The organism is Bacteroides sp. MSB163 (assembly GCF_036416795.1).
GTDB lineage: Bacteria > Bacteroidota > Bacteroidia > Bacteroidales > Bacteroidaceae > Bacteroides > Bacteroides maternus.
In genome coordinates this window covers 472,349-488,384 of sequence record NZ_CP143867.1, presented here as the reverse complement: position 1 = coordinate 488,384, position 16,036 = coordinate 472,349, and the positions used below count along the sequence as shown (strand labels likewise).

Annotated in this window: 14 protein-coding genes and 1 tRNA gene; 13 read left to right on the top strand and 2 right to left on the bottom strand. The window is 37.6% G+C overall.

Going from position 1 to position 16,036, the window contains the following annotated elements:
• The first annotated feature begins 76 nt into the window (after positions 1-76).
• The 8 genes from VYM24_RS01735 to VYM24_RS01700 all read left to right on the top strand — a co-directional run bounded on the left by VYM24_RS01735 (position 77) and on the right by VYM24_RS01700 (position 9,466).
• On the top strand, positions 77-1,102 hold the full coding sequence (locus VYM24_RS01735; protein ID WP_330941313.1) for a site-specific integrase: 1,026 nt from the start codon (positions 77-79) through the stop codon (positions 1,100-1,102).
• 67 nt (positions 1,103-1,169) lie between these two features.
• The gene (locus VYM24_RS01730) at positions 1,170-2,168 is read left to right on the top strand and encodes a hypothetical protein (protein ID WP_330941312.1); all 999 of its coding nucleotides are present in this window, start codon (positions 1,170-1,172) and stop codon (positions 2,166-2,168) included.
• Between the two features lie 257 nt (positions 2,169-2,425).
• The gene (locus VYM24_RS01725; protein WP_330941311.1) at positions 2,426-3,403 is read left to right on the top strand and encodes a hypothetical protein; all 978 of its coding nucleotides are present in this window, start codon (positions 2,426-2,428) and stop codon (positions 3,401-3,403) included.
• Positions 3,404-3,530: 127 nt separating this feature from the next.
• Positions 3,531-5,363, top strand: a complete 1,833-nt coding sequence (locus VYM24_RS01720) for a hypothetical protein (RefSeq protein ID WP_330941310.1) — start codon at positions 3,531-3,533, stop codon at positions 5,361-5,363.
• A 396-nt stretch (positions 5,364-5,759) separates the two neighbouring features.
• Entirely contained in the window at positions 5,760-6,029 is a 270-nt protein-coding gene (locus VYM24_RS01715; RefSeq protein ID WP_330941309.1) for a hypothetical protein, read from the top strand.
• Positions 6,030-6,457: 428 nt separating this feature from the next.
• Positions 6,458-7,480 (top strand): DUF3871 family protein, encoded by a 1,023-nt coding sequence (locus VYM24_RS01710; RefSeq protein WP_330941308.1) that lies wholly within the window; start codon positions 6,458-6,460, stop codon positions 7,478-7,480.
• 280 nt (positions 7,481-7,760) lie between these two features.
• Positions 7,761-8,399 carry a recombinase family protein gene (locus VYM24_RS01705; protein ID WP_330941307.1) on the top strand — a complete coding sequence of 213 codons (639 nt, stop codon included), beginning with the start codon at positions 7,761-7,763 and terminating at the stop codon, positions 8,397-8,399.
• 605 nt (positions 8,400-9,004) lie between these two features.
• Positions 9,005-9,466: a lipocalin-like domain-containing protein gene (locus VYM24_RS01700; RefSeq protein ID WP_330941306.1), complete on the top strand. Its 462-nt coding sequence runs from the start codon at positions 9,005-9,007 to the stop codon at positions 9,464-9,466.
• A gap of 240 nt (positions 9,467-9,706) precedes the next feature.
• Here VYM24_RS01700 and VYM24_RS01695 read toward each other — a convergent pair.
• A tRNA-Met gene (locus tag VYM24_RS01695) sits at positions 9,707-9,780 on the bottom strand.
• 256 nt (positions 9,781-10,036) lie between these two features.
• On the opposite strand from VYM24_RS01695, the gene VYM24_RS01690 reads away from it, so the two are divergent.
• The 4 genes from VYM24_RS01690 (at position 10,037) to VYM24_RS01675 (ending at position 14,916) form a co-directional block, all read left to right on the top strand.
• Entirely contained in the window at positions 10,037-10,423 is a 387-nt protein-coding gene (locus VYM24_RS01690) for an START-like domain-containing protein (RefSeq protein ID WP_217713706.1), read from the top strand.
• Positions 10,424-10,499: 76 nt separating this feature from the next.
• A complete protein-coding gene (locus VYM24_RS01685) occupies positions 10,500-12,398 on the top strand; it encodes an LptF/LptG family permease (protein WP_291553850.1) in 1,899 nt (632 codons plus the stop codon).
• 26 nt (positions 12,399-12,424) lie between these two features.
• Positions 12,425-13,639 (top strand): bifunctional 3,4-dihydroxy-2-butanone-4-phosphate synthase/GTP cyclohydrolase II, encoded by a 1,215-nt coding sequence (locus VYM24_RS01680; RefSeq protein WP_217713704.1) that lies wholly within the window; start codon positions 12,425-12,427, stop codon positions 13,637-13,639.
• Positions 13,640-13,722: 83 nt separating this feature from the next.
• Positions 13,723-14,916: a pyridoxal phosphate-dependent aminotransferase gene (locus VYM24_RS01675; RefSeq protein WP_044267353.1), complete on the top strand. Its 1,194-nt coding sequence runs from the start codon at positions 13,723-13,725 to the stop codon at positions 14,914-14,916.
• 73 nt (positions 14,917-14,989) lie between these two features.
• Here the strand turns inward: VYM24_RS01675 and VYM24_RS01670 are convergent, their stop codons facing one another.
• Positions 14,990-15,160, bottom strand: coding sequence for a DUF362 domain-containing protein (locus VYM24_RS01670; RefSeq protein WP_291553848.1), 171 nt, complete (start codon positions 15,158-15,160; stop codon positions 14,990-14,992).
• Between the two features lie 173 nt (positions 15,161-15,333).
• On the opposite strand from VYM24_RS01670, the gene porT reads away from it, so the two are divergent.
• On the top strand, positions 15,334-16,035 hold the full coding sequence (porT, locus tag VYM24_RS01665) for a type IX secretion/gliding motility protein PorT/SprT (RefSeq protein ID WP_330941305.1): 702 nt from the start codon (positions 15,334-15,336) through the stop codon (positions 16,033-16,035).
• Position 16,036 lies beyond the last annotated feature (1 nt).

Genomic DNA, 16,036 nt, shown 5'->3' with positions numbered 1-16,036 from the left:
AGATTTATTATGAGGAAAATGATAAAATAGCGTCACCTATAGCGTCACCTGAAATACTGTTCATAACTTTCTGATTATGAGCGTAAATATTAGTGTGGTATGTTTTAAATCAAAAACTTTATCAAATGGTGAACACCCTTTATTTGTAAAGGTGAGTGAGGGTAAAAAGAGAGCAACTAAGAGTTTAGGATTATCTATTAGAGCCCAGTTTTGGAATTTTGAGAAGAACGAACCTAAAAAGATTTGTCCTAATAGAGAGGCTTTGATAAAGATGATAGAATCTAAAAAGCAACAGTATTTGGAGCAAGTTATTGATTTTAAAAGTGAAGATAAAAACTTTACTCCACAGTCATTAGTTGATAAAATGGAGAATTCCAGTAATACCATAGGTATTCGATTTCGAGAATTACGGGCTTTGTATAATAAGGCAATAGAGGATAATCTTGTGCATGAGAAGAATTATCCTTTTAAACGTTTTAAGGTTGCACGATTTAGCAAAAAAACTTCCAAACGAGCAATAAAGAAAGAAGATATAAAAAGGATAATGAATGTGGATTTACGGTTAATCACCAAATATCATAGTCCATTACTTTATTTGAGTAAAGATTTGTTTTTGTTTAGTTATTTGGGGTGTGGCATTAATTTGATTGACATTGCATATTTGAGATACGAAAACATAATAGAGAATCGTTTACGTTTTAACCGTCATAAAACGGGGCAGCCTATTAATTTTGCTCTGCAAGGACAGTTACGAGAAATTATTCTGAAGTATGCTAAAGAAGGTTGTAGCCCTAAGGATTTTATTTTTCCTATTCTTGATAGAAGAATTCATAAAACACAGCAACAACAAGATGATAGAATAATAAAGGTAACTAAGGGCATTAATAAGAATCTTAAAAAGATTGGTCAATTCCTGAATCTTTCTATTCCTATAACGACCTATGTTGCACGCCATTCTTTTGCGACAGTATTAAAACGCTCTGGAGTGAATATTTCGATTATTAGTGAAGCATTAGGACATACAAATTTGTCAACGACACAATATTATTTAGATAGCTTTGATAATGAACAGATAGATGCCGCCATGCAGAACCTTCTTTAAAAAAAATGCCATTTCATTTTTACAGTGAAGTGGCATTTTTATATCTTTACACACAAAAACAGAAATAATGGAATATCAGATAATACCAATCACCACAATAAAACGAATAGAATCATGGCTGACTGATGAAGCAGGTTTCAGCCGTTCAATGCTGCATAGTGAACTGGACTACATTTCTGATGTGTATCTTCTTGGCAAGAAGTTTCCAACAGAAGTACAAGACCTGTACTTATCCATAAAGAAAGAAGAACAGAACATTCCATATCCCAACAACGGGACAGATAATGACAGGTATGAATTCAGCATGACCGTTGGAAAGAATTTAGTTCTTGAAAGTGGTAATTTTAAGGCTGAATATATTGAAGCATTGTGGAATACATACAATAAAAATGAAGCCCCTGTCTATGAACAGCAAGACCAAGATGTCTTCTACGGAATTCTCCTAATCGTCTGTATATACTATAAGCATATACAAACAAACGGCTATTTTGACTTTGAGGATTACATTGCTGACCCTATGCAAGTAAAGTACAGCTATTCCATTCGTCCAGACATGTTGAATCTGTACAAGATGTTCCATGAGAGGAAGAAAAATAAGAATAACACCATCACAATTGAATACAACAAGCAGAAGATAGAGCTTACAAACGATGATGGCTGGTTTCTCAACATGATAACTCCCTATCTTGATAAATACTTGGGCACACCTTCTTTGGAGGAAGCAGAAAGAGAACTTAATAAGGATTATCCCAGCATTGGCAAAAGGGGTAGAAAGCGGGAAAATGCAATTCTTGATACAGTAACCCTCAGCGTCTATAACCTGTTGCGCCATTCGTCATTCGCAGCCAAAGGTAAAGCTCTGACAGATAATGAAGGGAAGTTCATGCTGGAGCTTCTTATATATCTTGGGTTGATTGATGAAGACAGCAACAAAAACGACATACTGAATCTACGTGCCACAATCAGAAATTTGCAGAAATATGAAGTCCGTCCAAACTGGTGGAAAATCCCCATGTGTAAAATGTCCCCCAATAATCCAGTTGAACATCTGAAATCCTATTGGTAAAACACATAAGATAAAAAAAGGGAATAGCCTTGCATTAATTTGCGAGGCTATTTTTTGTATCTATATATAATTAATAAACAAGGTATTACATCTTTATTTTCCACATAAAGAATTAAACATAAAAAAAGGAAATTCTTTATGTTTTTTTCTTCTTTTCATAGGCTTATCCCTCCATATATCTTTGCGCCGTAATCAAAAACGATAAGGCGCCAAGTTGATGATTACAGAGTAAATAAAAACAATAAAAAAGAAAGAAAATGGAAAAAGAAGAAAAAAAAACTATTGAGAATGCACAAGAAGTAATTAACAATCAAAAAGAAATGAACATGAAAAGATTAAACTTATTATTTATTGAAGGAAATCGCCAGAATATTGATAAAGAAAATGTTAAGGCTTGCTATAACAAAATCAAAAGTCTTGGCTTCATTAAGACAATGCCTATCGAATATATTCCAATGGATGAAGCCATTGAGAAGATTGATGAAAGGAGATTGTTCAAAGTAACAGTTGAGCGTAATACGGGTAAGGGAGAGGCTACTATCAGTAACTTCAAAATTCATTTGGAAGTAGTTGCTTCAGAAGACTATTTTAATTATGACGGAGTATGTGAAGATGGGCAGCATAGAAGTTTGGCTCTTCAATTTTCAGAATTAAGTGAAATAGAGCCCACTTATACAGAAGTACACATTCCAGAAGATATGGATGTGCTTAGTTACATTGCATTACGTAATAATGGCAAGGTCTGGGGCAATGCTGATTTTTATAATTCTGGAATCTCGACTAATGATGAAGAAATGGACTACATTCTTTCATTGTGTAAAGAATATAAGGCTGCCTTTATCTTTGCATTATATACTTTCGGTACGGCGAATCTAACTTCCAGTCAAATAAAAGCGATACAGTTAGGCTATAAAAAGCCATCAGACTTTGGTAAATTACAATTGAACAAATTCACTCGTGAAATTGGTGACAAGATTCTAAAAGCCTTGAAAGATAATGAGTTCCTTTCTGTGGATAGATTTACAGGACGGTTTGCAAACGGATTGAAACAGTATTATAAAGAAGTAAAAGATGAGCAGAAGATTATTGATACTATAAATCTGATTGATAAGGAAACATGGAATAAACATTTTATCCCAAACAATGGGCAGTCTATGGAAGCCAAATCCTACGTTGAAGCATTTAATGTTTTATATGCTGAATACGAGAGAAGAGAAGTTCAAAAAACGGAATAATGTATTTATAAGGTGAGAATATCAGAGTAGGTAGAATTTTGAAAAGCGGCTATATACAAGCAAAAAAAATCAATTTTCTACCTACTCTAAAAACAAGTAAAACATCATTTTATAAAAAGAATTAGTTATGAAGATTATAGAAACTATCATAAAAAAAGGAGAATGGTTATTGGATGCACTAAAACGCATTGGTTATGACATGATACCGACAAATACCATTTTGGACAAGACTTTAACGGGATTAGGTGCTACACACAGCGAGATACATTCAGAGCGCAACTCCATAATCATTGAACCTAATGTTCCTGTAATACTTGGTAAGCTGAATGACAATGAACATTTGGAAGCCGTTTATGAAAAATGCGAGCCTTATAATATCAAGAAGTACTTACAAATGAATGTGCCATATAAGAAGATACTTTGCACTCCTGAAAGTTTCTGCAAAATACGAAAAGCAGCAATAGAGTTGAATATCAACATCTATAAGGACTTCTTTTGTCTGTTTGATGAATGCGAGAAAATAACGCAGGATATTGATTACAGACACAAGATAGCACAGCCTATCTATGACTTCTTCCAATTTGAGGGTAAAGCATTTGTTTCCGCTACACCTCTACCCATGTCGCACAATGAGTTTGAGCGGCAAAGCTTTCAAAAGATAAAGATTATGCCTAATTATGATTATAAGAAAGACTTAGACCTCATAGTCACCAACAGCTATTATAAGAGATTGAGGAAAGTACTTGATGGGATGAAAGACAGCAAGCATATCTGCATATTCTTTAATGTGACAAACGGAATCAACGAAATTATAGAAAATCTTAGTATTACTGATTATAAGATATTCTGTTCGCAAAAGAGTGTGAATAAATTAGCTGAAAGAGGAATCAAGAATGCTTATTCACATATAGATTACCCTTTGGCTAAATATAACTTTTTTACTTGCCGTTTCTATTCCGGCTTAGACATAGTGCTTAGAAAGTATAAAACCGACATTATAATATTGACGGATTTTAGTAGTGCAAATTGGACAATGATAGACCCTTTCACGGAAGCCATACAGATACAAGGCAGATTCAGAAAGACCCAAAAAGATGATGATATGACTTACACTTCTCTAACCCATATCTCAACTATCAATCCAAACATGAAAGTGAGAAGTATAGCGGAATTAAATATAAGAATCAATCAGTTTATAGTAGATTACAATATGCTGAAAGAACGGCATGATAATGAAGCGAACAACATTAGGCAGGAAGCCATATTTGATGACATGAAAGGCTTGAAATATCAAGAATTAATAGATGAGCAGGGAGAAATCAACTCTTTTTCAGTTGATAATCTTTATAACGAGGAACGGGTCAAGTCTTATTATTTGTCTGCAAATACTTTGTATCAAGCCTATAAAGATACTGGATTCTTTAACGTTACTCTGCATGATGTAACAGAATGTGTTGGCGAGGATGATATTAAGAAACTTAATAATACCAAACAAGCCATAGAGAAAAGAAAGATAATTGTGCAACTCTTAGGTAAGATATACAATGATTTTGAACAAGGCAGAATCAATTTTGAGGAAAAGAATAACTTTATCAATCTTTTAATAGGATTAAAGGAAGCGCAATATATAGTCGATGCTTATATGAAAATAGGAAAGACTGGAATAGAGAATGCTAAGTATCAAAAAGGTTTGATTGATAAAGCTGTGAAGCGATACGATAAGGAACAAGCTGAAAAACGTCGATTTTCTCCAGAAGTATTAAAGGATATAAAGGAAGAATTTGAACGGTATGTTTACATTGGGAAGAATGATATTAAAAACAGATTGCAGCAAATATACATTGAACATTCCATTGATTATAAGGTGATACAAAATACTATTAAAGACTACTATTTTCTGAAAGAGAGTAATTCAATAGGAATTGCTTCTTTTAAACTTGAAACTTTCAAATGGGAATAAGAGTACTATATTTTTAAGCAATCATTCATTACCTCCGTTTTTATTAAGGATAAAAAACAAAAAAATAGCCGCAAGCGAGCACAGTCTGAAAGTGCCCACTTACGGCTTTTTGTATTGACATATTATTTCTTTTTTTTGTAAGAGGGTGGCAGCTTTATTTTTGCCAATCGCTCGTATAGTTCTGCATATTTGTTTTTTAAAGAATCTCTGTCTATTTTGATTGTTACCTTGCGATTAACAATGTGTTCTGTTGTTTCATCTGTAAGGGTGGTACTTGTGTCAGGTGCTATTGGGATTCTTGTCTCAATCATGGGATTTTAAATAAAATGTTTTTCTAATGTGGTTAATCTGTATTCTTTGCTTCTGATAGCCTTGTGTCTGTAACCATACACCGATATGGACTTTATTATCCCTTATACCGTTCTGCAAGGCTATTTTACGCAGTTCTTGATAGGTATATACTTCTACGTGGGTCATATAGGAATGAAAATTAATAAGCGGCAGGAAGCGGGGCACACGTCTAAATACCCCACTTTTAACCGCTATTGTACAAAACGAAAAAAGCCCTATAAGTTAGTTGCTTATAGTGTGGCTCATTTTTTATCTGATGGCATGAATTTATCTATGGAAGATTACAAGAGAAAAATTAGTTATCCTCAATATTAGTCATAATTGGAAGATGTGGACTATTTGAAGATATGTCATTTTCGTTTTCTAAAGTACTACAAATTTACAAAGAAAAAATTAGGTAAAAAAGTAAATGGAGTATATTCCTTAAATAATGGTTCTATGGTGATGCCAGTCCTGAAATGGCTGTAACTATCTCCACATATATGATACAGAGCAATAATACACACGATAAAGTACAGGTACTTATATATAAATCCCCCTCTCCCCCATCTTTAAAGGCTAAGGTATATATAGAGCTAATTCTCATAGGTTTATAAACTGAATAGTCACAAGAAAGTGTGCTGAGCTAGTTATAAGCGCAAGAATCCAGTACTTGCTAACACCCCCCTAGAGTACTTGAAGAAAAATGAAATATCTATTTCTTCATTCCATCAATTTATAAACCATTAAAAAATTAATTCATTATGAGAAATTTAGTAATTGGCAATTTGCCACAGAACAGAAGAACATTGAATTTGGGTGAGTATGCAGAAGATGCCACTTTAGTAATGGAAGAACAGTCCACAAGGGAAAAGAGACCGTTATTCATTGAAGCCAATACTATGGAGGCTACTTTGGAACATCTAAAGAGTGACTGTATTATTCCTGTATTCGCAAAGGATAATGAGGCTACATTATCACATGTTTCATTCATTGAAACGGTGCAAGACGCTGCAAGTACATTCTTTCAAGGTGAACAGATTGAACTACCTGATATTCGTGTGTCTCATGTTATTAAAGGCAGAATACCCGAAGCAATCCATAAACCAGCCAATCAATTATTAGAGAGTGACAAGACTATCTATTACGAAAGATGTGCTTTTGTGATTGAAATTCCTACTATTTACGAGACTGTGAACGGCAATAAGTTAACTCTTACCATAGGTGGAGTTAGAGCTTATAACCATACGAACTTATATAGTAAGAAGACAGCAGAACGGTTTAAGGTATTCATAGGCTTTACCTGTAAGGTATGTACCAACTTATGTATATCAACAGACGGTTATCTTACCTGTTTGGAAGTAACCAACACCAATGAGTTATACCGTGCCGTATTGGAAATGTTCCATAGGTATGACCCAGCCAAGCACATACACTTGATGCAGTCTTTTGGTAATACCAGTATGACAGAACATCAATTCTGCCAACTATTAGGCAAAATGCGGCTTTATCAATCATTGCCGCAAGGTTTTCAAAAGTCACTGCCTCGTATGTTACTGACAGATACACAGATAAACAGTGTTGCTAAAGCATATATAAGTGATGATAACTTTGGCAGTTTTGGTAATGAATTATCTATGTGGAAATTCTACAATTTACTCACAGGTGCTAACAAGAACAGCTATATAGATAGTTTCCTTGACAGGTCGCTAAATGCCACAGAAATGGCAATAGGTATAAATGCGGCTTTGCATGGAGACGAAAAATATAGATGGTTTATTGATTGATTGTGATGGAGAATATTCTTAAAAGGAGTATTCTCCTTTTTATTAACCACTTAAAAACAAAGAAGATGTTCTTTATAAAATTTTTAGTTTGGCTGTTCTTTGTAATAGTCACTATGTTTACAGGCTGTGTTCCGCTTTTTGCAATTGTACTTTTACTGCCATTACTAAAAAGGCATGGAAAGTAAGCTGAATAGTTATCAAAAAGAAGTTGTGTTCAAATAAATCTATTTAAGTGGTTTGAACACGCTTCTTTCTGTTATCATTTTAATCAAAGAATAAGATGGAAACAAAAGCGGTAATTTATGCCCGTGTCTCGTCAAATAATGACAGACAGGACACAACAAGACAGATAGAGGATTTAAGGAAGTATGCCGTTGCTCAGAATATAGAAATCGTGAACGTATTCCAAGAACATATAAGTGGTGCAAAGAAGAATGAGGAAAGGCAGGTTCTAACGGACTGTTTGGAATATTGCACCCAACATTCAGTTGATTACTTATTGCTATCTGAACTCTCACGTTTGGGAAGAAGTACTTTGCAGGTGCTTCGCTCTTTAGAAATACTGCATGAGGCAAAGGTATCTGTATATATTCAGAATTTAGGGCTTTACACATTACAGACAGATGGCAAGGTCAACCCTATTGTTTCAATGCTCACAACTTTATTGGCAGAGATGGGAAACATAGAGCGGGCAAACATACAATACCGCTTAAATAGTGGTAGGGCTAACTACATTGCCAAAGGTGGTAAGTTGGGAAGAAGGAAAGGCAGTATTAAAACGGAAGATAGAAAGAAAGAGGAATACAGAGACACCATAGCTTTATTAAAGAAAGGCTATTCAATTAGGAATGTTGCCAAGCTGCAAGGTATTGGAATCTCTACAGTCCAACGGATAAAGAATCAGTTCATCAAATCATAAACTATAGAATTTTAGTTAGGTGGAATTATTCAAAAATTTGCTTTTATATGGGCAGGACTGAATTTTCTACCTACCTAAAGTTATGAAGAATAAATAGCCACCAACTTTTTAATAAACAATAGTTCTTGCCATTATAAACACTTTTCGTAACTTTGCAGCAATTTCAGAGGTCTAATGAGTTAGCACTGAAAGGACTTATTAGTTAACGAAGAGCGTTTTAAATATTATCCTGTTATGAAATCTGGACAATTTCAATCTCCAAGGATAGTAGGCAAGAACGCTCACGCTTATGTGTTGTTATATACTTCTCATGTTTATGGGAAGATTATATAATTTCATAGGGCGTGGGCTATTGTTTATTACTTGGAGATGGGCAGTCCAGAGCCTCATAACGGTAATATTCGATAGTTCCCACGCTTTCTTATTGTATAACAGTCAGTAGGGAACACTGGCTACTAATACATATTTTCAAAAACACAGAAATTCTATCTCTGACGTCGCAGTCAATTTAAACGGTGTGCAGCTTCATGCTGTGTTCCTCACATCCGTATTATTTATTAATGCTATCCCATTGGGAACATGGAAGCACAAATAGATTTATTCAAATGAAAACATTAAGATTTATTGGAATGGCAATTATTGCCGTAATTATGAGTGTGAACTTTATGGCTTGCAGTGACGATGATGAAGATACCCCACCTACATCAGAGAATATTGCAGGACAATGGACTTTAGTTTATGAAGAAGTATGGGAGAAATTCGTCAATCATCCAGAAGAAAATTATGAATGGGCAGGTAAGCCAATGGAAGAATGTTATTTCTTTGGGCATTTGACCTTAAGGGCAGAAGGTACATTTACCGAATATGAGATGGATAATTCTACTCTTGGAACAGGAGAATGGGAATTAAAAAATCAGGCAATTACTCTTATATATGACGGTGATGAAGAATATCCCATAACTTTAAAGGTATTAGAACTCACTTCAAATAAGTTGGTTCTTGAATACTATGATAAACAAGATGATGGAGATGAAGAATATTGTAAGATGACTTATCAACGAAAGTGATTCTTATGCCCTCAGAAGAACAGCATTTGAAGCAATTCATTTGCTGTTTTTTAATTGTTTTCTATACATTAAGAAATAGATTATTCGTATTTTTGTGATGATAACTTAATGTCAAATCAGAACAGGTAATTAGGAAGTCGTTAATTAGCGTCACCTATAGCGTCACCTGCTACCAATTGAGGTAAAAAACAAAAAAGACCGCCAAGAGTGGAAGCCTCTCAACAGTCTAAATCTTCTTTGTAGCGGGACCCGGGATTGAACCGGGGACCTCATGATTATGAATCATGCGCTCTAACCAGCTGAGCTATCCCGCCATCATTTCTTGTTTGCGGGTGCAAAGATATAGCTTTTCTTTAAATCGCCAAAATATTTGTGAAGATTTTCTGCGAAATAATTTATTGAATAGAAACGATACAAAGAAAAATAACCTTTCTATATACCTCTTTTAAGAACAGTATCAGGGAGTTATGTGGTAAAAGGACAAGCCGGATGAATAAATTTGGAGAAATATATTCCGTAATTAGAAAAAAGTCTCTATCTTGCCGCCGCAATAAAAAGCAAATATGAACTATGGAAAGACAAAAGATTCATCGGGAATACCTCTTGAATGCAACTTCTAAAAGCATTCTTTGGTCCGCGATAAGTACCCCCACCGGTTTGGAGGGCTGGTTTGCAGACAGGGTACAGTCGGACGATAAGATTGTCACCTTCTTCTGGGGAAAGACGGAACGTCGTGACGCAGAGATTATCGCTGTGCGGGCTTTCTCTTTTATTCGCTTCCGTTGGCTGGATGATGAATATGAGCGGGAATATTTTGAATTAAAGATGACAAACAATGAACTGACTAACGATTTCGTGCTAGAAGTTACTGATTTCGCTGCGGCGGATGAGGTGAAAGATTTGCGCGAGTTATGGGACTCTCAGGTAGATACTCTGCGGAGAACGTGCGGTTTTTAGTTAACTTTGATATAAAAATTTTCCACACTCCCTTTTTTATGCTAATTTTGTGTCTTCATTGCATGAAACGAGTAAAATGCTGCGCATAAAAAAGTTAGATATATTTATATTGAAGAGCTTCTGTATGCTCTTTATGGGTACTTTTTTCATTTGCCTTTTCATCTTCATGATGCAGTTCCTATGGAAGTACGTTGATGAAATGGTGGGAAAAGGATTAGAAATGAGTGTCCTTGCACAATTTTTCTTTTATTCCGCCCTGACATTGGTGCCGGCTTCATTGCCGTTGGCTATTCTGCTGGCGGCACTTATTACTTTTGGTAATTTTGGTGAACGTTTTGAGCTGTTGGCCATGAAGGCGGCAGGTATCTCACTACTTAAGATTATGCGCCCGTTGATTGTGTTTATCATTTTCATCTGTGGCGTTTCTTTTTATTTCCAAAATGTAATAGGACCGAAGGCGCAGACTAAGCTGTGGACATTGCTGATTTCCATGAAGCAGAAATCTCCGGAATTGGATATACCGGAAGGTGTTTTCTATGACGAGATTGATGGCTATAATCTTTATGTAAAGCATAAGAACCGTAAAACGGGTATGCTTTACGATGTGCTGATTTATAATTTTGAAAAAGGGTTTGAGAATGCTCAGATTATCAAGTCTGATTCTGGAAGGTTGGAAATGACGGCTGATAAGCAGCATTTGTATTTGCATCTTTATAGTGGTGAGCAGTTTGAAAACCTGAAATCACAGAATATGAATCAGAAGAATGTGCCTTATCGTCGGGAAGCGTTTCGGGAGAAGCATGCTATTATTGAGTTCAATTCCGATTTTAATATGGTGGATGCCGGCATCATGAGCAATCAATCCAACAGCAAGGATATGGCGATGCTGCAAGCGGGCATTGACTCCATGAGGGTGCAGAATGACAGTGTGGGACGTGTCTATTTCAAGGAAGCGATGAATGGCACTTACAAGATTTCAGCTGACTTGAAGAAAGCTGATACGCTGAAGATAGAGCAGGCACATTTGGGAGAATACAATGTGGATAGTCTTTTCAATGTGGCTACCTTGTCGCAGAAGCAGAAGATTATCTCTACTGCTGTGAACCGTGCAGAGAGTGCGGGGAGTGATTGGAGTATTAAGAGTTATAGTATGTCGCAGACAGATACCAGCCTTCGTCGTCACATGACGTCCTGGCATGAGAAATTAACACTTTCGGTGGCATGCCTTATCTTCTTTTTTATCGGTGCTCCGCTGGGTGGAATTATCCGTAAAGGCGGTTTAGGTATGCCGGTTGTGGTATCTGTTCTTATTTTTATTATTTATTACATTATTAATAATACGGGCTATAAAATGGCACGTGATGGACAGTGGGTTGTCTGGATGGGTATGTGGACCAGCACGGCTATCTTGGCTCCATTGGGTGCATTCCTTACTTATAAGTCCAATAATGACTCTGTGGTATTGAATGCCGATGCCTATGTAGGGTGGTTTAAGAAGATCGTCGGTATACGCAGTGTGCGCCATCTGTTCCGTAAAGAGGTGATCATACACGATCCTGATTATACTCATTTACCTGCCGACTTGCAGGCGCTGTCCGCTGATTGTCGTGCGTATGCTGAAAGGAAAGCGTTGAAGCGTGCTCCCAACTATTTCAAGTTGTGGATGGCAGATTCAATCGATGAAGAAATTGAAGATATAAATGAGCGTCTTGAGAAATTAGTAGAAGAGATGTCCAATACTAAATCTGTTCATTTGCTGAATGCATTGAATAACTATCCTATTATCCCGGTTCATGCTCACTTGCGTCCTTTCCGTAATTATTGGCTGAATATGGCCTGTGGATTGTTGGTGCCGATAGGATTGTTCTTCTACTTCCGCATCTGGGCATTCCGTATCCGGTTGAATAAGGATATGGAACGGATTATCAAGACTAATGGAGACATTCAAAAGATAATAGAAACTAATCTGAAATAACCTAAATAAATAAAGGAGAATACAGAATGGAAAAAGTGAAATTAGATACAATAGAAGAGGCGATTGAAGACTTCAAGGCCGGTAACTTTGTGATTGTAGTGGATGATGAAGACCGCGAAAACGAGGGCGACTTGATTATCGCTGCGGAGAAAATAACTCCTGAGAAGGTAAACTTTATGCTGAAGCATGCACGTGGCGTGCTTTGTGCACCGGTTACCGTGTCACGCTGTAAAGAATTGGACTTGCCTCACCAGGTCAGTGACAATACTTCCGTATTGGGCACCCCTTTTACGGTGACTATCGATAAGCTGGAAGGTTGTACTACCGGTGTTTCTGCTGCCGACCGTGCCGCTACCATTCAGGCACTTGCTGATCCGGCTTCTACTCCGGCAACCTTCGGACGTCCGGGACACATCAACCCCTTGTATGCTCAGGAAAAAGGTGTATTACGTCGTGCCGGGCATACAGAAGCTACAATTGATATGGCTCGTATGGCAGGTCTTTATCCTGCGGGTGCACTTATGGAAATCATGAATGAAGATGGATCAATGGCTCGTCTGCCCGAATTGCGTAAGATGGCTGACGAATTTAACCTGAAGTTGATTTCTATTCGTGACATGATTGCCTATCGTCTGAAACAAGAATCCATTGTGGAAGAAGGTGTAGAAGTAGATATGCCTACCGAACACGGACATTTCCGATTGATCCCTTTCCGTCAGAAATCTAATGGTCTGGAGCACGTGGCTCTGTTCAGAGGTACGTGGGAGCAAGATGAGCCGATTCTGGTACGTGTGCATTCCTCTTGTGCCACAGGAGATATATTCGGCTCCAAGCGTTGCGACTGCGGCGAACAACTGCATAAGGCTATGGAAATGATTAATAAAGCCGGTAAAGGAGTAGTTGTTTATCTGAACCAGGAAGGGCGTGGTATTGGCTTGATGGAGAAGATGAAAGCGTATAAGTTGCAGGAAGACGGACTAGATACGGTGGATGCCAACATCTGTCTGGGACACCTGGCTGATGAGCGTGATTATGGTGTAGGTGCTCAGATTCTGCGTGAATTGGGTGTACACAAAATGAGACTGATGACAAATAATCCTGTGAAGCGTGTGGGGCTGGAGGCTTATGGATTGGAGATTACAGAGATTGTTCCTATTGAAACGACCCCGAATCAGTACAATGAACGTTACCTGCGTACAAAGAAGGAACGCATGGGACATACGTTACATTTTAATAAGTAATTTGCTGTTTTGTTTTCTAATATCAAAGAAAATAGCTTAATTTGCAGCCAAATTTATGCAACAACCATAAAATAGATAGAAAAATGAATCAATTATCAGATCGTTTGAACAGTTTGTCGCCCTCGGCGACGCTGGCTATGTCGCAAAAGAGCGCCGAGTTGAAGGCACAAGGCGTTGACGTAATTAACCTGAGTGTGGGAGAGCCTGACTTTAATACTCCTGACCACATCAAAGAGGCTGCGAAAAAAGCGATAGACGACAACTTCTCTCGCTATTCTCCTGTTCCGGGATATCCGGCTTTGCGTAATGCAATCGTGGAGAAACTGAAAAAGGAAAACGGTCTGGAATATACAGCCGCACAAATTTCGTGTGCCAATGGTGCTAAACAATCAGTTTGTAATGCAGTATTGGTGTTGGTGAACCCAGGTGATGAAGTGATTGTGCCTGCTCCTTACTGGGTAAGTTATCCGGAAATGGTGAAGTTGGCTGAGGGCACTCCGGTGATTGTTACCGCAGGTATTGAACAGGATTTCAAGATTACTCCTGCACAGTTGGAAGCTGCTATCACTCCGAAGACTAAAGCATTGATTCTTTGTTCACCTTCTAATCCGACCGGTTCAGTTTACTCCCAGGAGGAATTGAAAGGTTTGGCTGACGTGTTGGTAAAACATCCGCAAGTTATTGTTATTGCTGATGAAATTTACGAGCATATCAATTATATTGGCAAGCACCAGAGTATTGCTCAGTTCCCCGAAATGAAAGATCGTACGGTAATCGTAAATGGTGTATCTAAAGCATATGCCATGACTGGTTGGCGTATAGGCTTCATTGCCGGACCGGAATGGCTTGTAAAAGCTTGTAATAAGTTGCAGGGGCAATATACTTCAGGTCCTTGTTCAGTATCTCAGAAAGCAGCTGAAGCTGCTTACACTGGAACACAGGCTCCTGTAGAAGAAATGCGTAAGGCTTTCGAACGTCGTCGTGATTTAATTGTGAAGTTGGCAAAAGAAGTTCCGGGATTTGAAGTAAACGTACCGCAGGGTGCTTTCTATCTGTTCCCGAAATGTGATTCTTTCTTTGGAAAATCTGCTGGTGACCGTAAGATTGAAAATTCGGATGATTTGGCAATGTACTTGTTGGAAGTAGCTCATGTAGCTTGTGTAGGTGGTGCTTCATTCGGTGCGCCTGAATGTATCCGTATGAGTTATGCGACCAGCGATGAGAATATTGTGGAATCTATCCGCCGCATTAAGGAAGCATTGGCTGAACTGAAATAAATGACAGTATATAAAAATGAGAAAGCCCGGTTTCATAATTGAAACCGGGCTTTTCTTTTTTGGGGTGTTGTTATTATTCTGCCGGGTGAATTGCTTCAGACGGACAAACATCAGCACAAGTACCGCACTCAGTGCAAGTTTCAGGGTCGATAGAGTAGATATCGCCTTCAGAGATAGCTCCTACCGGACATTCGTCAATACAAGTACCACAAGCAACACAACTGTCATTAATTACGTAAGCCATTTTCTTTAGATTTTAAATTATTAGTACTAATTAGTTCGGCAAAAATAATGGTTTTCTTGATTAGTTGTTATCAAACCTGTTTAAATTCCCTTAATTTGTACCTTGTCTAAATAATAGTGCGGAGAAAACCGGAGGAAAATGCAATAAAATGTCATTTTGGACGTTTTAAGGATGTGAAGCGCATTTGTCTGATAATCCTTACTTTACTCCTTGCTTTCGGTGCTTCGGCACAGAAACGGAAGGTACAGAACCGCCCGTATATCGATCAGCGGAGGTGGCACTATGGTTTTTTGGCAGGTATCCATGTGCAGGATTATAAATTGGTGAACACCGGATATGTGACGGAAGATGGTCAGAGTTGGTTTGCCGATGTGCCTGAATATTCTCCCGGATTTACGGTCGGAGTACTAGGCGAACTTTATTTGAATCAGTTTCTTTCCTTGCGTCTCGTCCCGACATTACATTTTGGGGATAAGAAAGTAGTATTCCGCGAGCAAGCCAGTGGTGAAGAATATTCGCAGTCGATGAAATCCGCCTATCTTTCTGTACCGGTAGATTTGAAGTTTTCTGCTGAACGTTTTAATAATTACCGTCCTTATTTGATGGCGGGTATTGCTCCTACGTATGATTTCAGTGTGAAGAAGCAGGGTGCTTTGTTGGTAAAGCCTTTCGATTGTTATGTAGAAGTAGGATTGGGATGCGATTTCTATCTGCCTTATTTCAAGTTAATCCCGGAACTGAAGTTCTGTTTCGGACTGGCAAACCTTATTAAGAAAGACCGTAAAGATCTTACGGACCAATCATTGTTGAAATTCACGCAGTCAGTCGACAAAATTACTTCCCGAATGATTGTACTCACTTTTTATTTTGAATAGT

What these genes read in the sequence shown, in the direction of transcription:
- VYM24_RS01735 (WP_330941313.1), top strand. Translation starts at nt 77, where the DNA reads ATGAGCGTAAATATTAGTGTGGTATGTTTTAAATCAAAAACTTTATCA.
- VYM24_RS01730 (WP_330941312.1), top strand. Translation starts at nt 1,170, where the DNA reads ATGGAATATCAGATAATACCAATCACCACAATAAAACGAATAGAATCA.
- VYM24_RS01725 (WP_330941311.1), top strand. Translation starts at nt 2,426, where the DNA reads ATGGAAAAAGAAGAAAAAAAAACTATTGAGAATGCACAAGAAGTAATT.
- VYM24_RS01720 (WP_330941310.1), top strand. Translation starts at nt 3,531, where the DNA reads ATGAAGATTATAGAAACTATCATAAAAAAAGGAGAATGGTTATTGGAT.
- VYM24_RS01715 (WP_330941309.1), top strand. Translation starts at nt 5,760, where the DNA reads ATGGACTTTATTATCCCTTATACCGTTCTGCAAGGCTATTTTACGCAG.
- VYM24_RS01710 (WP_330941308.1), top strand. Translation starts at nt 6,458, where the DNA reads ATGAGAAATTTAGTAATTGGCAATTTGCCACAGAACAGAAGAACATTG.
- VYM24_RS01705 (WP_330941307.1), top strand. Translation starts at nt 7,761, where the DNA reads ATGGAAACAAAAGCGGTAATTTATGCCCGTGTCTCGTCAAATAATGAC.
- VYM24_RS01700 (WP_330941306.1), top strand. Translation starts at nt 9,005, where the DNA reads ATGAAAACATTAAGATTTATTGGAATGGCAATTATTGCCGTAATTATG.
- VYM24_RS01690 (WP_217713706.1), top strand. Translation starts at nt 10,037, where the DNA reads ATGGAAAGACAAAAGATTCATCGGGAATACCTCTTGAATGCAACTTCT.
- VYM24_RS01685 (WP_291553850.1), top strand. Translation starts at nt 10,500, where the DNA reads ATGCTGCGCATAAAAAAGTTAGATATATTTATATTGAAGAGCTTCTGT.
- VYM24_RS01680 (WP_217713704.1), top strand. Translation starts at nt 12,425, where the DNA reads ATGGAAAAAGTGAAATTAGATACAATAGAAGAGGCGATTGAAGACTTC.
- VYM24_RS01675 (WP_044267353.1), top strand. Translation starts at nt 13,723, where the DNA reads ATGAATCAATTATCAGATCGTTTGAACAGTTTGTCGCCCTCGGCGACG.
- VYM24_RS01670 (WP_291553848.1), bottom strand. Translation starts at nt 15,160, where the DNA reads ATGGCTTACGTAATTAATGACAGTTGTGTTGCTTGTGGTACTTGTATT.